This is a genomic window from Pseudomonas cichorii (assembly GCF_003700275.1).
Taxonomy (GTDB): Bacteria; Pseudomonadota; Gammaproteobacteria; order Pseudomonadales; family Pseudomonadaceae; genus Aquipseudomonas; species Aquipseudomonas cichorii_B.
This window is the reverse complement of the sequence record NZ_RBRE01000057.1, coordinates 76040-93789: the sequence shown is the minus strand read 5'-3', so window position 1 is coordinate 93789 and position 17750 is coordinate 76040. Positions and strand designations below refer to the sequence as shown.

11 protein-coding genes are annotated in these 17750 nt (G+C 58.2%); all 11 read right to left on the bottom strand.

All coding sequences use genetic code 11. From position 1 onward, the window contains the following. Positions 1 to 30 precede the first annotated feature (30 nt). The 11 genes from ALQ04_RS15405 to ALQ04_RS15355 all read right to left on the bottom strand — a co-directional run bounded on the left by ALQ04_RS15405 (position 31) and on the right by ALQ04_RS15355 (position 17528). Positions 31 to 879: a flagellin domain-containing protein gene (locus ALQ04_RS15405; protein ID WP_122316611.1), complete on the bottom strand. Its 849-nt coding sequence runs from the start codon at positions 877 to 879 to the stop codon at positions 31 to 33. Positions 880 to 1210: 331 nt separating this feature from the next. After that, entirely contained in the window at positions 1211 to 2137 is a 927-nt protein-coding gene (locus ALQ04_RS15400) for a ketoacyl-ACP synthase III (RefSeq protein WP_183142187.1), read from the bottom strand. Positions 2138 to 2434: 297 nt separating this feature from the next. Next, the gene (locus ALQ04_RS15395) at positions 2435 to 5326 is read right to left on the bottom strand and encodes a glycosyltransferase (protein WP_122316609.1); all 2892 of its coding nucleotides are present in this window, start codon (positions 5324 to 5326) and stop codon (positions 2435 to 2437) included. A gap of 130 nt (positions 5327 to 5456) precedes the next feature. Continuing rightward, positions 5457 to 9035 carry a glycosyltransferase gene (locus tag ALQ04_RS15390; protein WP_122316608.1) on the bottom strand — a complete coding sequence of 1193 codons (3579 nt, stop codon included), beginning with the start codon at positions 9033 to 9035 and terminating at the stop codon, positions 5457 to 5459. Between the two features lie 88 nt (positions 9036 to 9123). Continuing rightward, positions 9124 to 10716: a flagellar hook-associated protein 3 gene (locus ALQ04_RS15385; RefSeq protein WP_122316607.1), complete on the bottom strand. Its 1593-nt coding sequence runs from the start codon at positions 10714 to 10716 to the stop codon at positions 9124 to 9126. 13 nt (positions 10717 to 10729) lie between these two features. Beyond that, positions 10730 to 12793 carry a flagellar hook-associated protein FlgK gene (gene flgK / locus ALQ04_RS15380; protein ID WP_122316606.1) on the bottom strand — a complete coding sequence of 688 codons (2064 nt, stop codon included), beginning with the start codon at positions 12791 to 12793 and terminating at the stop codon, positions 10730 to 10732. Between the two features lie 10 nt (positions 12794 to 12803). Continuing rightward, positions 12804 to 14033 (bottom strand): flagellar assembly peptidoglycan hydrolase FlgJ, encoded by a 1230-nt coding sequence (gene flgJ / locus ALQ04_RS15375; RefSeq protein WP_122316605.1) that lies wholly within the window; start codon positions 14031 to 14033, stop codon positions 12804 to 12806. 10 nt (positions 14034 to 14043) lie between these two features. Continuing rightward, positions 14044 to 15153, bottom strand: a complete 1110-nt coding sequence (locus ALQ04_RS15370) for a flagellar basal body P-ring protein FlgI (protein ID WP_122316604.1) — start codon at positions 15151 to 15153, stop codon at positions 14044 to 14046. Positions 15154 to 15166: 13 nt separating this feature from the next. After that, positions 15167 to 15880: a flagellar basal body L-ring protein FlgH gene (gene flgH, locus ALQ04_RS15365; protein WP_122316603.1), complete on the bottom strand. Its 714-nt coding sequence runs from the start codon at positions 15878 to 15880 to the stop codon at positions 15167 to 15169. Positions 15881 to 15952: 72 nt separating this feature from the next. Continuing rightward, on the bottom strand, positions 15953 to 16741 hold the full coding sequence (flgG, locus tag ALQ04_RS15360) for a flagellar basal-body rod protein FlgG (RefSeq protein WP_122316602.1): 789 nt from the start codon (positions 16739 to 16741) through the stop codon (positions 15953 to 15955). 46 nt (positions 16742 to 16787) lie between these two features. Next, entirely contained in the window at positions 16788 to 17528 is a 741-nt protein-coding gene (locus ALQ04_RS15355; protein ID WP_122316601.1) for a flagellar basal body rod protein FlgF, read from the bottom strand. Positions 17529 to 17750 lie beyond the last annotated feature (222 nt).

The window sequence follows — 17750 nt, the reverse complement described above, 5'->3', positions numbered from 1 at the left end:
ACGCACTCCCCCGCCAAACTCATTCCGATATTACTGAAGCAGTTTCAGTACAGCGGAAGGCAGCTGGTTAGCCTGAGCCAGAACAGAGGTGGAAGCCTGTTGCAGGGTCTGTTGCTTGGTCAGCTGTGCAGTTTCAGCAGCGAAGTCGGTATCTTGTACGCGACCCAGTGCAGCACTGGCGTTTTCGTTGATGTTCTGCAGGTTGGAGATGGTGCTCGACAGACGGTTTTGTGCAGCACCGAGGTCAGCACGAGTGGCGTTGATGGTCGACAGAGCCGAGTCGATCGCGTCCATTGCAGCAGAGAACTTGGTTTCTGCATCAGCGCTGTCGGAACCGGCGATGCTGATGGCCGAACCAACGCCCAGGGTGTCAGCGTCGAAGCTGGAGCTCAGAGTCAGAGTGATCTGGTTCGAAGCGCCAGTGTTGGAACCAACCTGGAAAGTCATGGTGCTGGCAGTACCGTCGATCAGGTTCTTGCCGTTCAGGTTGGTACTGTTGGCGATACGGGTCAGCTCTTCACTCATTGCAGTGAATTCTTTGTTCAGAGCGTCACGGTCGCTTGCACTGTTGCTGTCGTTACGGGACTGGACGGCCAGTTCACGCATACGTTGCAGAATGTTGGTGGATTCTTGCAGAGCGCCTTCAGCGGTCTGAGCCAGGGACATACCGTCGTTGGCGTTCTTGATGGCCATGGTCTGGCCTTTGATCTGCGAGTTGATACGGGTGGAGATTTGCAGACCGGCGGCGTCGTCTTTGGCGCTGTTGATTTTCAGACCGGAAGACAGACGAGTCATCGAAGTCGACAGAGCGTCAGAAGCGCGGCCCAGGTTCTTTTGAACGTTCAAGGATGCAACGTTGGTGTTTACTGTTAAAGCCATGATGAATTCCTCGTTGGTTGTGTGCTACGTGGCTTCCGGCCCCTGCAAGCGCCGGGTGTGCCTAGAGAACCTTCGTAATAGTTATCGTCGCGGTGGCAGGTTGCTTGAGCATTTTTTTCAAAAATTTTGCCACCAATCTGCCAGCCCTTATAAAACAAGGGTTTGAGCCACGACCAACAAGGAAATGACGCCAGTAATTTGCCCTCGATCCGCAGGTATATAGGGCGGCAAAAAGCACGAATGCAAAATGCGTATATATGGCAACAGAGCCTTTCACGAAAAAAGCGCTTGCCGGATGCCCCGCAAGCGCTTTTTTTTGAGCTGACTGCAATCAGTCGCGATAAATGATCGCCGAGCCCCAGGACAGCCCCACACCAAAACCGCTCAACGCAACACGCTTCCAGGAAGAACCGAGTACATGCTTTTCAATCAGCAAGGGGATGCTGGAGGAAACCGTGTTGCCGGTTTCGACCATATCCTTGACGAATTTCTCGGGCTTGTCCTCGAAACGACGTGCCACGGCATCGACAATGGCCGCACTGCCCTGGTGAATACAGAAGGCGTCGATATCGTCAGGCTGCAGACCGGAGTCGCCCAGCAGTTCATGCAGATGCGCCGGCACCTTGAGCAGGGCAAAGTTGAATACCTGGCGACCATTCATGAAGAACACGCCGTTGCTGACCTTCAGGTGCGGCGCGCCGGAACCGTCGGTACCAAACTTCGCCTTGCCCAGTTGCCAGGGAGCATCTTCACCCATCCAGGTAGCGGTGGCCGCATCGCCAAACAGCATGGTGGTGTTGCGGTCCTCAGGGTCGACGATCTTCGAGTAAGGGTCGGCAGTCACCAACAGGCCATTCTTCAGGCCTGCCGCTTCCATGAAGCCCTTGATCGCATAGATGCCATAGACGTAGCCAGAGCAACCCAGAGAGATATCGAACGCCGCGACAGAGGTCGGCAGGCCCAGCTTGTCCTGGACGATTGCAGCCGTATGCGGCAGCCCTTCTTCATCGCCGTTCTGGGTGACAACAATCAGCACATCGATGCTTTCACGCTTCAGTTGAGGATTGTTGGCCAGCAGGGTATTGACCGCTTCCACGCACAGATCAGAAGTTTCCTGAGCAGAATCCTTGCGCGGGAGAAATGTGGAGCCGATTTTCCCAAAGATGAATTCTTCATCCTTGCCGAACTTGGCACCTTGAGCGTAGTTATCCACGCCAGCTGTGGGCACGTAACTCGCTATGCTTTTTATGCCAATCATCATGGCTTCCCGATTAGTAAACAGGTAAATGTTTGTCCCAAGAAAATCAGGGCGCTACCGAATAGAGGCAAAATTTGCGGGCATTTTCAGGGCATGCGACACACTTCGCAAGTCGAACCGGCGCTGCGCCCTGTAACACGATAATGTGGAGATGCACTTTATGACCCGCAGGTCACTCCCGGATGCATGCTTTGCGATTTGTGGAGCCTGAAAAAGCAGAAAAAAGTGCCTTCCCCGACTCAACGAGGAAGAGGCTATCCGCCTGCCTTGCAGGCGGATAGCACAAGGGATGCAGGATTAACGCGCAGCCAGCGTGAATCCCTGACCGTTGAGGTCAAGATTTCGGTTGTAAGCCTCATCCTGGGCAAACTGTGCCGACCATTTATCGATCAGCGCAGCACGCGCTTCATCAGGGGCATTCACCACGCCGGAATGCACAACTTGCACATGCGGCGTCCAGACCGTCAGATAACCGGCCTGGCCAGCCTTGAGACACAGGTCGACATCGCCCAGCGCTTCGGCAAACACGCCTTCATCCAGACCGTCCAGACCGTCGAACAACGCCTTGCCGATCATCAGGCAGGCCGAAGAAACCGCCGAGTAGTTCTGCTCGACCACCAGACGCTGCATGTAGCCGCGGGATTTCTTCGACTCGCCCACGAACGCCGAACCGATACCGCCATTGAGACCCAGAATCAGGCCCGCCTGAGTCACGGTGCCCTCGCGGTCCACCAGCCTGACGCCGACAATGCCGACTTCCGGACGCTGGGCCTGATTGAGCAGCGACTCGATCCAGCCGACATTGACGATCTGGCTCTGGGCATCGAGCAGAATCAGGTACTCGCCCTTGGCTTCCTGGCTGACCAGATTACGCAAGGCAGCAGTGCTCATGCGCTGATCAGCCCGGAACACGCGAACCCGATTGGAAAGTTTTTCCTGCTGATCGAGCCAGGTCGACAATTCAGGCGAGCTGCTGTTGTTGTCGGCAATCAGCACTTCATAGCGCTGATAGCGGGTGCGCTGCAGAATGCTTTGCAGACAGCGCTGCAATTCCGGCAGGTTGTCCTGGCTGTGCAGCAGGATCGACACCATCGGTCTATGTGCGTGGCGATAGTCGATCTTGTAGGTGCCCGGTAGTATCGAACTGACTTCGGCCTGATAACCGCGCTTGCCAAGATGGCGGGTAAGCGCCTTCTTCTCGTCGTCATTTTCTTCCAGTTGCGGCGCTTCGCAGATCAGCACCGGCTCACTCAAGTGCGCGAGACCACTCATGCCGCCCTGCTCGATCAGACGCAGCAACAGATCGAATTCCAGCGCCTTGGGGAACTCACGGGAATAACCACCTGCCTCGACCAGCAGCTCACGGCGAATCAGCCAGTGACGCGCCATCAGCGTTGGCAGGCTTTGCAGCAGATCCAGATTGAAGCCCGGACGGAACAGCGGCGCCAGCGTACCGTTAGGCTGACGATGGATTTCATCCACCGCCACCGCACGGCATTGCGCGGCATCGATCAGTTCGACGCTAGCCTGCAGCAGGCCGCTCATGGTGAACTCATCACCGGCCTGAGCCAGCAGCAACCAGTCGCTGGAAGACTGCTTGGCGACTTGATTGATCTTGTCGACGTAATTGCTCTCGGTAACCTTCACGAAGTGCAAGGTATTTTGCAGCGTGGTGACCGCTGGCAACTCACCCGTGGTGAAGACGATGACCTTGAACGCACGATAGTGGCCATTGATCAGGCTGTCGAAAGTGGCCTGCAATTTGAAGATATCGGCATCCAGATCAAGCAGCAGAATGCTGATCCCTGAGCCGGCAGGCTGCTGTGCCAATTGAGCGTTGAGCTTTTTCAGTTCGACCGGGCCGGGATTGCGCGCATCCAGCCACTTGAGCAGACGGCCGGAAGGCATGTTATCGAGCAGCTTGCCGTTATCGCTGCTGGAAACCGCCTTCAAGCGCTCGCCCCAGGCCACGATCCGCTCTGCTTCCTCCTCATCGTCTGCAGACTTGCTCAGCTCCTGAGCCAGTTTATGCACGACGCCATGATTAAATGCATAGGTTCCATAAGCCTGCCAGAGTCGACTGACCAGGCTCTCGGCATCGGGGTTGGTTTGTGGGCGCAGCAGTTCGTTCTGTTTGAGCAGCGCGGCTTCCAGCCCCTCCAACTGCTGGCGGCCGGCCGGCATGATATGAATCAGAAACTCGATGTTTTCCAGCTCATCGAAAAACGGCTGGTTGTAGAACGGCATTTCGACAAACTGCCGCGGCTCGAAACGCGGTTCGGAGTGCTCAAAGGCAACGCTCCATACTGCACTGATCAGTTTTTCCTTGCCTTGATAGCTTTGCGTGCTCAGCGATTGGCCCATCGCCTCGAAAGCGGCCAGGACCTGATCCTTGTCAAGTCCTGCGGACTGACCAAGGGTCGCCAGCAGTGTCTCGGCAAAGCCCTCACGCCCGGCCCGGGCCTTGGGATCGATATGAGTGAGTGCAGCCTTGATCGCTGAACCATGGCGTGCCTGTGCCTCTTCATCTGCAACGAAGTGCAACGCATAAGGGACCGGCAGGATGCGCAGTCGGGCAGCCGCTGCCAGGTAAGCCATATGGCCGATTTCCTGCCAGTGCGGATCGGTACTTTCCGGAACCGAGGCGAACCATTGCCGGGCCAGTACGGTACGGGTAACGGCGTTTAACAGGGAAAGGCTCTGCCCCATGAAGCTGACCAGGCGCTCACTTGCCTGATCGGTCGCATGATCCTCTGCAACCTTGCGATCACGACGCAAGTAGTCCACCTGCCCGACCTGCGCCTGATAACTCAGGCTGTAGCCCTGACAGGCGCCATATGACTCATTGCCTTCAAGAAAACGCAATGCGTCATTCAGCGCGCTCGGCAACAGGAAGCTGCTGACATCACCATAGGCCATGAACGGCGTGGTGACGTGCCTGACACCTTCGGCAACTCTGGCGCTCAGATCGGCATCAGCCAGGGCCGCAGCATGCACATACTGGATGCCGGCAACCCTGGCGATCTCGCTATCCGACTCAGGCGATGTGTCCACAACCACCAGCGTACAAGGATAATCGGCGTAGTACTTCAAGGCGCGACGCAGGAAATCCGGCTGATCCTGAGCCAGCAACACCAGTGTCAGACGCTGATTCAACGGCGTAGCTTCATTCCCGAAATTGCTTTGCATAGTCTTTCCCATAGCGAACCGATAGCCTCCTCAACACACGGAAACCTGCCTGAGCCGTTGTTGAAGCAAGAGCGAAAACATAGCAGCTCCAGTGCAGGTCCTGCACTGGAGCTCATTGATTATTTGCAGATCAATCCGGAAGCCAGCCATTGGCCCAGTACTGCAGGTTATCGCCGCGCAGCATGAAATCACGCAAAACCGTTTCCCGCAGTTCGTCACCCATACGGTAGCTGGCATTCGGATCGGACAGGTGCATGCGGATCGCCTGCAGCCACTCTTCGGAGCTGTTGGAGTAGACCCGGGTAGCCGGCAAATGGCCGCGATAAGCCTCGGTATCCGAACAGATGACCGGGTAGCCACACGCGCCATATTCCAGCAGACGCAGGTTGCTCTTGCAGTCGTTGAAGATATGGAATTCCAGCGGCGCCAGAGCCAGGTCCAGATTCAGGCTCGCCAGCTTGGCCGGATAGGTCTGCAGGCTGACCGCAGAATGGAACTCATGGATGTAAGGCCTGAGCAGATCCGGACACATGCCGAAGAATACCCATTCGACTTCATCGGCCAGCTCGCGCACCACATCGACAATCAGCTCCAGATCGCCCCGGTGACTGGTACCCCCCCCCCAGCCGACACGTGGCTTGCCGGAGCTGCGACGCACGCTCTTCAGGTTGTTCCACAAATGGGTCGCCAGCATGTTGGGCACGACGCGAATATCGCTGTGCATGCTGGACAGCGCCTGAGCCAGCGGATGGGTCGAAACCACCACCCGGTCACAGAGCCCGATCCCCTTACGCAGCATGGCCGCAATGTTGTCCGGCATATTGCGCCGATGCTCGTTCCTCTCCGGAACATCGGCGATATAGTCGTCCAGCTCGAAAATGCGCATGGCACTGGAGAAGTTCTTCGCCAGGGCGATATCCGGCACCTTGGCCTCGGTGTAGCGTCCTTGAAAGACGATGACATCCGGCGACTGACGCTCGATCTCGATAATCTTGGGCGACTCGTAGGTCATCTGCCCAAGTACCCGCCCGGCAGCCACCAGTTCCAGCAAAGGCTGGCTGACCCGGTAATGTCCTACTGCCGAGGAGTTGACCGCCATGCCCAGGATCGACGGCAGATGACGAGTACAGAACGGGTTCCAGCCGGCCACCAGCCCTGGCTCAAGATGGAAGGAAGAGACTTCACTAAGATTCAGGTTCGGGTTATACGCCGGATCCCTGGCCATTTTCGGCAGCCACTTCAGGTAGAAGGATTTTTGCTCGCTTTCAAGCGTCTGGCGCGAGGCATCGGAGCGCTGAACCGCTGCCGGCTCGGCCAGCATCACCGAGGAGCAAGGCGTCCCGACGATCAGATAACCCTCGCCACCAACGCGCATGCACAGGTCAAGATCCTGCAAGCCCTGGGTGAAAGTCGCAGCGTCCATCCCGCCAACACTGTCGAAGACATCTTTGCGAACCATCAGGCAGTTACCGCTGACCGCACTCCAGTTCTGCGTCAGTTGCAGCCGCTGCATGTAACCGCTCGCACCGGGAGAAGAGTTGACGAAAGGCTTGCCGGCCAGCCCTTCCATGCCCAGCACCATGCCTGCGTACAGGATGTTGCCTTGCAGGTTGAGGATCCGCGAACCGACAATACCGACCTCCGGACGTTGCGCATGATTGAGCAGCTCATCGAGCCAGTCGGCTTGATGAATCAATGCATGTGGGCTGAGCGTAAGCAGATACTGACCGCGAGCCTGCGCAGCCGCAAAGTTCTGCGTGGCTGCGTCGTTACCAGCATCGGGCGATGCGAAAATCCGCAGCTTCTCGCTGCCCAGCTCACCCATGGCGGCAAACCAGGTCCGGGCCTCGGCACTCTCGCTGGCCTTGTCGACAATCAGTACTTCGTAATTCGGATAACGGGTTTTGCTGAGCAGACTGTCGACGCAGCGCTCCAGATCGGCCAATTGGTCACGACAGGTGATGACAATCGACACCAGCGGACTGGAGGCATGCAGGTACTCGATGCGGTTGAGCAGCGGCAACTGGTCATGGTGGATGACATGCTGCATGCCGATACGCTGCAAATGCGCCGAAACCAGCGGCTCGCTGCGCTCGATCACCGCAGGCAACGACAGCCACTGGGCAAATGACAGGCAGGACTCGACCTGGACTTCGGCGATGTGTTCGATGGTTTGCGGGCCGGCACCTTCCACCAGCCGCCAGATCACATCATGGGGCGCCAGTTCGCCATGCGCCGGATCGAAACCACCGAGGGTCAACAGGTTACGCCGCTCAAAGGCCAGCGTGCGCCCTACATAGGGGTAGGCGCGCATCAGGTCGAGGTTGAAGTCCGGCTTGAAAACGGGTTCACGGGACTCATCATCAGTGATTGCGCCCTCGTCGCTGTAAGCACACAGCAGACCGGAAATCTGGGCAATACGCTCGGCCAGAACCAACAGCGCAGGCTGAGTCAACCGGTCACCTGCACGCAGCAGATACACCCAGTCGGCATTTTCCAGCAACGGCAGCACATCGTTCAGTTGCTGCGACCAGTTGGCCTGCAACGGGAAGCGCAGCACCTGCTGATCCTCGATGCTGGCGGCGTTGGTCAGCACCACCACGGACTCGGCCGGGTAGTCCTGATCGGAGATGCTCTTGAGCGTCATATCCAGAGCGTCGGCATCACTCTCGGCATCGATCACTACCGGAACGATGCGTGGATGCCAAGCCCAACGCGCCATGCGTTGTTCCAGCAGTTTTTTCTGCGGCGCAGTAAAACGCCGGCACGCCAACCACTCGGCATACAGTTCGGCATAGCTTTCACTGTGACTGCCGACCCGGCTGCGCATGATGCCTTGTCGACTCGCCATGACCCCGTAAAGACCAACCTCGTCCCACTCCCTTGGTGTCTCCAGAGCCTTGCGCAAGGCCATGAAACGCACCCAGCCCTGGGCTGGCGCCTGCTCGCCGCTGCGCGCCTTGAGCATTTCGTTCAGCCAGCTCCACTCGTTGGTGGCGACGTGATACATGTCCGGCTGACTGCTGAAACGGCCAGGATGCAGGCGCTCGACACTTTCAATGCTGTGCAACGCAACCAGATTGCCGCGCCGCAGCAGGCAGTTGAACAAGGTAAAGTCGAGCAAGGCGACAAAGCCCTGCCCCGGTTGCGCCAGGGAAGGCAGATATTCCATGACATCGGCCCTGCGCATCAAGGCAGTACTGAAGCCTCCAAGGGTATTGCGCGGCGTACGCTCGAAAATCGCCAGCATGTCCTCGCCCTTGAACAGGGCATCGTAAGGCACCAGGCCAACGTTCTCCATGCGGGTCGGCAGCACGTAGTCATCGACATCCACCAGATGCCGCCTGCCAATGACCAGCAGCACGTCGGAATGTTGATCCAGCACCTGAGCCTGACGAGCGATGCAATACCGGTACAGGCGATCGTCATCGCACAGAAACTTGATGTACTCGCCCTGTGCTTCTTCAAGGCACTTGAGCAGATTGCCCTGAAAACCCAGACGATACGGGTTGCCTACGTAACGCGCAATGACGCTCGATGACGCCACCAGCTCGTCGAATATCTGCTTGATTTCGCCGGTCTGGCAATCGTCGCAAACGATGATTTCAAGATTGTCGTAGCTCTGTTCCAGAGCACTTTGCAGTGCTTCGCGGAAGAACCGGGGATTGAGGGCGGGGATGACGATACTGACGAGGGGAGCTGGATTCACAGTGCGAACTCATGAGCGGCGGGAAACCAGCCTGTCGAATGGCTTCCCTCACCGCTGAAAAAAGACGGCGGATGCTCAGTGCCAGCAATCAGATCTGGCTGAACAGGTTCAACTTGGACAATTGCACAAACACGGCCTGGGATGCATCAAGCATGGTTTTCTGCAGTGTCAGCCTGGTGGTTGCCTCAACCATGTCGGCGTTGACGAAAGTACCCTGCTCGACCTCGTTGTTGCCCTTGAGCAAGTCGTTGGTCACGCCTTGCGCCGTGGCTGCAACCTGACGCGCACCGCCAGCCGAACGCGCCGTGGAAGCCTGTTCCGTACTGCTGACTATGTTACCCAGGGCAGAGGTCAATGCCGCATCAAGCTTCTGCGAAGCAACCAGATTGCCATCGGTAGGCGTGTTCAAGGCCTTGATTACCGTCGACAGGGTATTGAGTACGTTCTCGGTCTGGTGCGTCGAGGACTGCACGACAAACTGGTCACCGTTGGCCGGCGTTCCGTTGATGGTGAAGTTGACGCCCGCAGCACTGGCGGTAGTCCCGCTCAACGTGCCAGTGGAGACTGGCGTACTGCTGCTGGTGACCGGCGAAGCATACAGTTCATAGTTGGTGGCACTGGTGAACTTGAGAATCGCACCATTGGTCGGGAACGTATTGTTGAACGCCGTCAGTTCCGCCGCCGTAGTACCAACTGCCGAGCCGCTGATGGTCGCAGTCGACGGGTTACCCGGACTACGGGAGGTGGTGATGCTGTCCGGCGTCGAGGCCAATTGATAGGTACGGTTGGCCAGGGCCGTGTCGGCAGCCGCCGTAGTTGCCCTTTCCGCTGCACTCAGGTTGACGTTGAGGGTCAGCTCGACGCCACGAAAGGTGAAGGACTGATCATTGAAGCTGTCATGAGTGAACACGCCTGCCGTCGAGGCATCGGTGGTCACGTCATTGCCTGTGCCATCAGTGATCTTGAACTGGGTTCCACTGAGGAAGGTCAGCGTGTAGGGCTCGCCTGCCTGATAGTTGGAGTTATAGGCATTGCTGGACTTCACCAGGCCGCCGGTCAGCGACACCTTGCCATCCTCGACCGCAGGCGAAGTCAGGGTCGAAGAGGTGCGAGTGGTATTGAGTGCCTGCTCGAAGGCTTCAAAACCAGTGGTATTGCTTGCCAGGACCAGGCCATCACCAACCGCCAGATTCACGTGAGTCTGGTCACCGTTATAGCTGTAGGTACCATCGGCATTCTGCGAATACGGCGGGACCGAAGACTTCGAGCCCGAGAAAATGTACTGGCCGTTGGAGTCCTGGCTGTTCATCAAGCCGAGAATCTCGTTCTGCACCTGCTTGAGGTCGTTGGCCGTGGAAATGCGGTCGGCGTCGGTGTAGGAACCGTTACCGGCCTTGACGATCAACTCCTGTGCGGTCTGCATTGCGGTGACGATACTGGACAGCGCGGTTTCAGAGTTGGTGGTGTTGGTGTTGATCGTACCGATATTCGACGAATACTGAGCCAGCATGGAGTTCTGCTGCGCCAGTTGCAGTACGCGAGCAGCACCTACCGGGTCATCACTGGCGGTATTGAGCTTGATCCCGCTGGAGACCTCGTCGCCACTCTTGATCATGTTGGCATAGTTGCGCTGATAGTTCGCAGTCGTGGCTTCGTAGAACTGGGAAGTGGAAATACGCATGGCTCACGACTCCTTAAAGACTGTTGATCAGCGTGCTGAAAATGGTTTGCGCCGCCTTGATGATCTGCGAAGAGGCGGTGTAGTACTGCTGATACTTGATCAGGTTGGCAGCTTCTTCGTCCAGCGACACGCCGGATACCGAATCACGCGCTGACTTGGCCTGGGCCAGAACGGCGTCAGTGGCCGTGACATCGCTTTTGGCCTGGCTGGAACGAGTACCGACCTTGGCAACCAGATCGCCGTAGGCGCCAGACAGGCTGGTACCGACGCTGCCACCGGTGACGCCGACGCTCTTGGCAGTCTGCAAGGCAACACCGGCCAGGGCGTTACGGTTGTCGGAAGAACCTGCGCCAGTCAAATCGATGCTGAACGTGTCGTTGACGACCGGCGAACCGGACAGGGTCATCTCGATCTCGAACGCGGCCTGGGTGCTTGGCGTAGTGCGGGTATCGGCGTACCCCACACTGAGCTTGATGTTGTTGCTCTGGCCTTGCACGATCGAGCCGCCGACGGCGTTGCCATTCTGGTCGAGAACCGCAGCGCCAGTGGCATCTACCACGGTGTAAGCTTGCACGCCTGTGCTGCTGACCGCCCCCATCACCAGTTTCATGGGTGTGGAGCTTTGCAGCGCGTTACGCAGGTCACCCGTCTGGATCGAGTCGTAGATATCCGATTTGGTGTTCAGAACCGGCTGGGTAAAGCCACCGGTACCGGAGTTGCTGGCACCCGCCTTGGCGGTCAATGGCGCGGCAGCCGCAATATCCTTGGGATCGGTCAAGGCGACAGCGATACCTGAGGCACCGTTACGCGATGGCGTGACCTTGAAGCTGTCACCGGCCGCCAGGTTATTGCCGTTGAGGCTGACGGTGAAGCCGTCGAACTGGGTCGGCGGGTTATCCGCCAACGAACCGGTGCCGACGCTTTCGCCATTGGGCAGGCGGCGGACCGTGAAATTGTTGGCATCGCTGAAGGTGACTTCATAGTCGTCAGCCGTCAGCTTGCTGGTGTCCTTGATCGTGACATCCAGGTTGCCCGAGCCTGCGCTGTTACCGACCTTGCCGGTGCTGCGCTGGCTGATCAGGGCATCGCTGTTGATATTGGTGAACAGGCTGGAGCCGAAATTGCCCTTGCTGTCGATGCCCTGGCTCATCTGGCTGTTGACCTGATCGGCCAGCACCAGTGCCACGCGGCCAAGCTCGTTGGTCGCAGGCGTCAGGACTTCGGAACGGTAGCGCAGAAGACCACCGATAGCGCCACCGGTCACCACTGAAGTGACGTCAGTAGAGGTCTGGCCAATCTTGACTTGCAGATTGTACTGCAGAGGATCGGTCTTGCTCGGGCCGGCAGTGAGGGTCGCTGCGGTGGAGCCGCTTACCAGGGACTGCCCGGTGCCAGTCATGACATCGTAGGTGCCATTACTATTCTCAAGGACCTTGACGCCAATCAGTTCGTTGAGTTTACGCACCGTTTCATTACGCGTATCGAGCAAGGTATTGGGCGTAGTGTTGCCCGCAGCTGCACTGGTAATCTGCTTGTTGAGACTGGCAATCGTGCTCGTCAGCTCATTGACCTGATCGGCCAATGTAGTGAGCTGCGCATTGACATTGTCGTTCTGCGACGACAGTTGCGCGGCCACCGAATTGAAGCGGGCACTCAGCGCGCTGGCCTGGGTCAGGAAGGCAGAGCGTTCGGCCGACTGCGTCGCGTTGGAAGCAATGGACTGCAGGTCGGTGAAGAACTTCGACATCTGCGCCGCAACACCCGTGGTGCTGTCCGACAACAGGGTATCGGTCTTGCTCGCCTGGCCGGCATAAGCCGCAGCATCGGCGCTCAGCGACGTGCTGGTTTGCAATTGGGCATCAAGATAGCCGTTGTAGATACGACGCACATCGGACAGCGTCGTACCGGTACCGATGTAGCCGATACCCAGGCCAATATTGATCTGCGCCGAAGCCGTGGTCATTACCTGCTGACGCGAGTACCCGGCAGTGTCCACGTTGGCCGTGTTGTTACCGATGGTATTGATCGCGGCACTGCTGGCATTAATACCCGAGAGCCCAATTGAAATCAGCGACATGATTCAAACCTTATAAAGTCGTGGAAGAGCCCGTTGCAGCGGCGTAGTTCTGGTAACTCTTCATCTGTTTCGCAATCTGCGAAATCTTGCTTGCGTAGTTCGGGTCGGTGGCGTAACCGGCCTTCTGCAATTCTTTTACATACTGCTCAGAGTTATCGGCAGAGTTGATGACTTCTTTATAACGATTGTTGTTCTGCAGCAGGCTGACCAGGTCATGGAAGCTGTCTGCATAGGAGTCGTAGGAACGGAAATCTGCCGTCTCCTTGACCATCTTGCCGTCACGGAACTCGCTGGTGATTGCCCGGGCCTGCGCCCCTTGCCAGCTACCGGTCGCCTTGATGCCGAACAGGTTGTGGCTGCTATCGCCATCCTGCTGGCGCATGATCGATTTACCCCAGCCGGTTTCCAGCGCAGCCTGCGCCACCAGCATGACCGGATCGACCCCGATACGCGCTGCCGCTTCCTTGGCCAGAGGCAGCATGGTCGCCACAAACTGGTCGGAGTTGCTGAAGGCACGCTTGGCTGGCGCCAGTGGCGGCTGAGCCATGGTGCGCACGTATTGCGGCTCGGCCAGGTTGGGATCCAGAGTCCAGTCACCATTGTTACTGCCAGCCGCTTGCGCACGCTGTGCAGCCAGCGGGCTATTGGCGTTAGCGTTGGCCGTTGCAGTCGAAGGCACAATCCCCAGCAACAAACGATCAGTGAGCTTGCTAGGCAATGCCAGGCGACGCGAGTTGAGCAGCGCCATATCGTTGCGCCCCTCGGCAACACCTGTGGCCCCCGCCTTGTCAGCGGCTGCCGAACGTGTCGCCCACAACGGACGCTGATAGACGCTGGCGGCCAGCCCGGACTTCGCGGCATCGGTGGCGGCAGCCGGGTTTTCAGTAGGCGCAGCGGCGTGCTTGACGCCCTTGTCCTTCGACAGCTGGCGCATCAGCACATCCTGCAGGCCAATACCATTGGCGCGGGTCGACAGGGTTACCGCCAACTGCTGGTCATACATGTCCTGATATTGCCGCGTTGCCGCAGTGTTCATCGGGTTGTCCTTGGCCAGAACCTCGTTGGCCGAACGCATGGCCTTGAGCATCTGGCTGACGAACAGCGACTCGAACTCCCGGGCTACCTTCTTCAGGTTTTCCGGACTGTCCTTGTCGCCGTTCTTCAAGGCAGCCAGACGATTGACGTCGGTATAGGCACCCGAATCGATCGTCGAGGACATTCCGCTCTTGGGCATATCCATGCTCGACTCCTCAGATCACGATCAGGTCGGCTTGCAACGCACCGGCCTGTTTCAATGCTTCGAGAATGGCCATCAGGTCGCCCGGAGCCGCGCCAACCTGATTGACCGCACGGACGATCTCATCCAGCGTGGTACCCGGACCGAACTTGAACATCGGGTGCATTTCCTGCTGGGCGTTGAGCCTCGAGCGCGGCACGACAGCAGTCTGGCCGTTGGAAAGCGCGCCTGGCTGGCTGACGATCGGGTCTTCGGTAATGGTCACGGTCAGACTGCCGTGAGTCACGGCGGCCGGCGATACCTTGACGTTCTGGCCGATCACGATCGTACCGGTACGCGAGTTGATGATGACCTTGGCGGCGGTCTGGCCCGGATCGATTTCCAGGTTTTCCAGAATCGACAGGTAATCCACACGCTGACCCGGATCCAGAGGCGCAGTCACCCGCACCGAACCGCCATCCAGAGCCTGGGCAACGCCTGGGCCGAGCATGTCGTTGATCTTGTCGACGATGCGCTTGGCAGTGGTGAAGTCGGAGCGATTGAGGTTCAGGGTCAGGCTGTTGCCCTGGTTGAAACCACTCGGCACAGCCCGCTCGACCGATGCGCCGCCGGGAATACGGCCAGACGACGGAACGTTGACGGTAATCTTCGAGCCGTCGCGACCTTCGGCATCGAAACCACCGACCACCAGATTGCCCTGGGCAATCGCATAGACGTTGCCATCGACACCCTTGAGCGGGGTCATCAGCAGGCTACCGCCACGCAGGCTCTTGGAGTTACCAATGGACGAAACACTGATATCCACCACCTGACCCGGCTTGGCGAACGGCGGCAGATCCGCATAGACCGCCACCGCAGCCACGTTTTTCAACTGCACGGTGCCAGAACCGCTCGGCACCTTGATACCGAACTGCGACAGCATGTTGTTGAAGGTCTGCAGAGTGAACGGCGTCTGGGTGGTCTGGTCACCCGTACCGTTGAGCCCCACGACCAGGCCATAACCGATCAACTGGTTGGCCCGCACGCCCGAGATACTGGCAATGTCCTTCAAACGCTCGGCCTGAGCTGCGAAGGCCGTGGACAGCAGCAAGGTTGCCGCAATCAGATGCTTGAACTTGATCATGTCTATCCCGCTATCAGAAAGGGAACAACGGGCTGAGGAAGAACCGGTCGAACCAGCCTGGCTGGTTGGAGTCGGCAAATGCACCAGTACCTGAATACGTGATACGCGCATCCGCCACACGGGTGGATGACACGGTGTTATCGGTAGCAATGTCGTCGGCACGAATCAGACCGGCAATGCGCACCAGTTCGTCACCGGTATTGAGGGTCAGCCATTTCTCGCCGCGCACTGCCAGAATGCCGTTGGGCATCACGTCGGCCACCGTCACGGTCACCGAACCGGTCAGGCTGTTGCTCTGCGCTGCCTGCCCCTGCCCTGCGGTCGAACGGGCCCCGGTGTAACCGGCGTTGAGGCTCAGGTCGTTGCTGCCGATCGGATTGTTGGTCGTCAGGCCGGAACCGAACAGCGAGGTCAGGCCAATGCTGTTGGTGCTGTCCTTGGTGATCGCAGAACTGGCAGCCTTGCTGGACGCCATACGCTCGGAAAGCGTGATGGTGATGATATCGCCCACCCGGAAGGCCTTGCGGTCACCGTACAGGTTCTGCTCGAAGCCGGCCTGATAGATCGCCCCGTTGTTGGCAGCGGCAGACATCGGCGTGCGCGGCAACACCGGCGCGTAATAAGGGTCATTAGGCTTGGCAGAAGGCGCCACACAGCCTGACAGCAATGCGATCCCGCACAATGGAGCGATCAATACTGAAAAACGCAGAACACTTAGGCGTTTCATGACACTTGAAACCTCGCGGTGTAGCAGGCGCCCATCAGGCGCCCTGTCGGTTTGAGCAGATACATCAGGGTCTTACAGATTCTGAGTCAGGTTCTGCAACATCTGGTCGGCAGTCGAAATCACCTTGGAGTTCATCTCGTAGGCGCGCTGGGTAGTGATCATGTTGACCAGTTCCTCGACGGTGCTCACGTTGGAGTTTTCCAGGGTGTTCTGCAGGGTCGTACCCAGGCCGTTCAAGCCGGGAGTACCCACCTGAGGCGCACCACTGGAACCGGTTTCCAGATACAGGTTGCCGCCGATGGCCTGCAGGCCGGCCGGGTTGATGAACTCGGCAGTCTGGATGTTGCCGATCACTTGTGGCGTGGCGGTAGCACCGGCGACCGTGATCGACACAGTACCGTCCTGACCGACAGTGAAGGTCTGGGCGTTCTGCGGAACGACAATCGCAGGCTCCAGGGCATAACCGTTGGCAGTCACGATCTGGCCGTTGGCATCCAGGTGGAAAGTACCGTCGCGGCTGTAGGCGATGGTGCCGTCAGGCTGCGAGATCTGGAAGAAACCGCGGCCATTGACCGCCAGATCCAGAGGGTTTTCAGTGGTCTGCAGGCTGCCGGCAGTGAAGTTCTTCTGAGTGCCGACAATCCGCACACCGGTACCCAGTTGCAGACCGGACGGCAGCTCGCTGTCCTGAGTCGACTGGGCACCTGGCTGACGCTTGATCTGATAAAGCAGGTCCTGGAACTCGGCCCGATCACTCTTGAAACCTGTAGTCGAAACGTTCGCCAGGTTGTTGGAGATGGTGGTCAGGTTGGTGTCCTGAGCAGCGAGGCCGGTTTTGGCAACGTATAGTGCAGGAAGCATTCGTTTTCTCCTCAAGCGCCGGATTGTCGGCGCAAGCTGTCAATGGTTAGCCAAGTTGCAAGACGCGAGCCATCGCCTGATCATCTTCTTCAGCTGTTTTCATCATTTTCACGTGCAGCTCAAACTGCCGGGCCAGAGCCAGCACCGAGGTCATTTCTTCCACGGCATTGACGTTGCTCGCCTGCAGGAAACCGGACTCGACACGCACATTGGCGTCGACCGGCGCAGCCTGGCCGCTCTTGGTATGGATCAGGCCATCAGGACCTTTTTCCATGGTATTGAGATCAGGGTTGACCAGCTTGATGCGGTCGACCTCAGCCATCACCTGCGGACTTTCACCCATGGAGCGAATACTGATGGTGCCATCGGCACCGATCTCGATCTGCTGCTCGGGCGGCACGGCAATCGGCCCGCCGTTGCCCATGACCGGCAAACCGCTGCCGTCACGCAACACACCCAGGGCATCAATATTCATGCCAGCACTGCGGGTATAAGCCTCGCCACCATCGGGAGTCTGGACCGCAATCCAGCCATCGCCCTTGACGGCAACGTCAAGTTCACGACCGGTCTGGACCAGCGCACCACCGGAAAAGTCAGTACCCGGACGCTCGCTCATCGCATAGGCACGCGAAGGCATGACCTCGCCAAATACCGGCATGGAGCGCGCCTGCTGCAGGTCGCGCATGAAACCATTGGTCGATACGTTAGCCAGGTTGTTGGCGTGAGCCTTTTGCGCCATGGCGTTTTCAGACGCACCGCTCATTGCGACGTAAAGCAACTTGTCCACAGTCTTCCTCCTCTGACAGACGCTTGCCGCCTGTAGCTGTTCTGATAGGGAGAAAGCAATTTTTGAACCAACTTTTCAGACTTGGTACAAATGGCTGATTCCCTTGTAAAAACCGGAGGATGCCGAGCAACCTCGAACAAGGCCAGGCGCAAGAGTGGCGGTAGATTGCCGCCACGCTCCAGACCGGTACGAGACACCGCCAAAAAAACTTCGCTTATCGCT

Coding starts and splice junctions, on each gene's coding strand:
- ALQ04_RS15385 (WP_122316607.1), bottom strand. CDS start 10,716: ATGCGTATTTCCACTTCCCAGTTCTACGAAGCCACGACTGCGAACTAT.
- flgJ (WP_122316605.1), bottom strand. CDS start 14,033: ATGGATATGCCCAAGAGCGGAATGTCCTCGACGATCGATTCGGGTGCC.
- ALQ04_RS15395 (WP_122316609.1), bottom strand. CDS start 5,326: ATGCAAAGCAATTTCGGGAATGAAGCTACGCCGTTGAATCAGCGTCTG.
- ALQ04_RS15370 (WP_122316604.1), bottom strand. CDS start 15,153: ATGATCAAGTTCAAGCATCTGATTGCGGCAACCTTGCTGCTGTCCACG.
- flgK (WP_122316606.1), bottom strand. CDS start 12,793: ATGTCGCTGATTTCAATTGGGCTCTCGGGTATTAATGCCAGCAGTGCC.
- flgG (WP_122316602.1), bottom strand. CDS start 16,741: ATGCTTCCTGCACTATACGTTGCCAAAACCGGCCTCGCTGCTCAGGAC.
- ALQ04_RS15405 (WP_122316611.1), bottom strand. CDS start 879: ATGGCTTTAACAGTAAACACCAACGTTGCATCCTTGAACGTTCAAAAG.
- flgH (WP_122316603.1), bottom strand. CDS start 15,880: ATGAAACGCCTAAGTGTTCTGCGTTTTTCAGTATTGATCGCTCCATTG.
- ALQ04_RS15400 (WP_183142187.1), bottom strand. CDS start 2,137: ATGATTGGCATAAAAAGCATAGCGAGTTACGTGCCCACAGCTGGCGTG.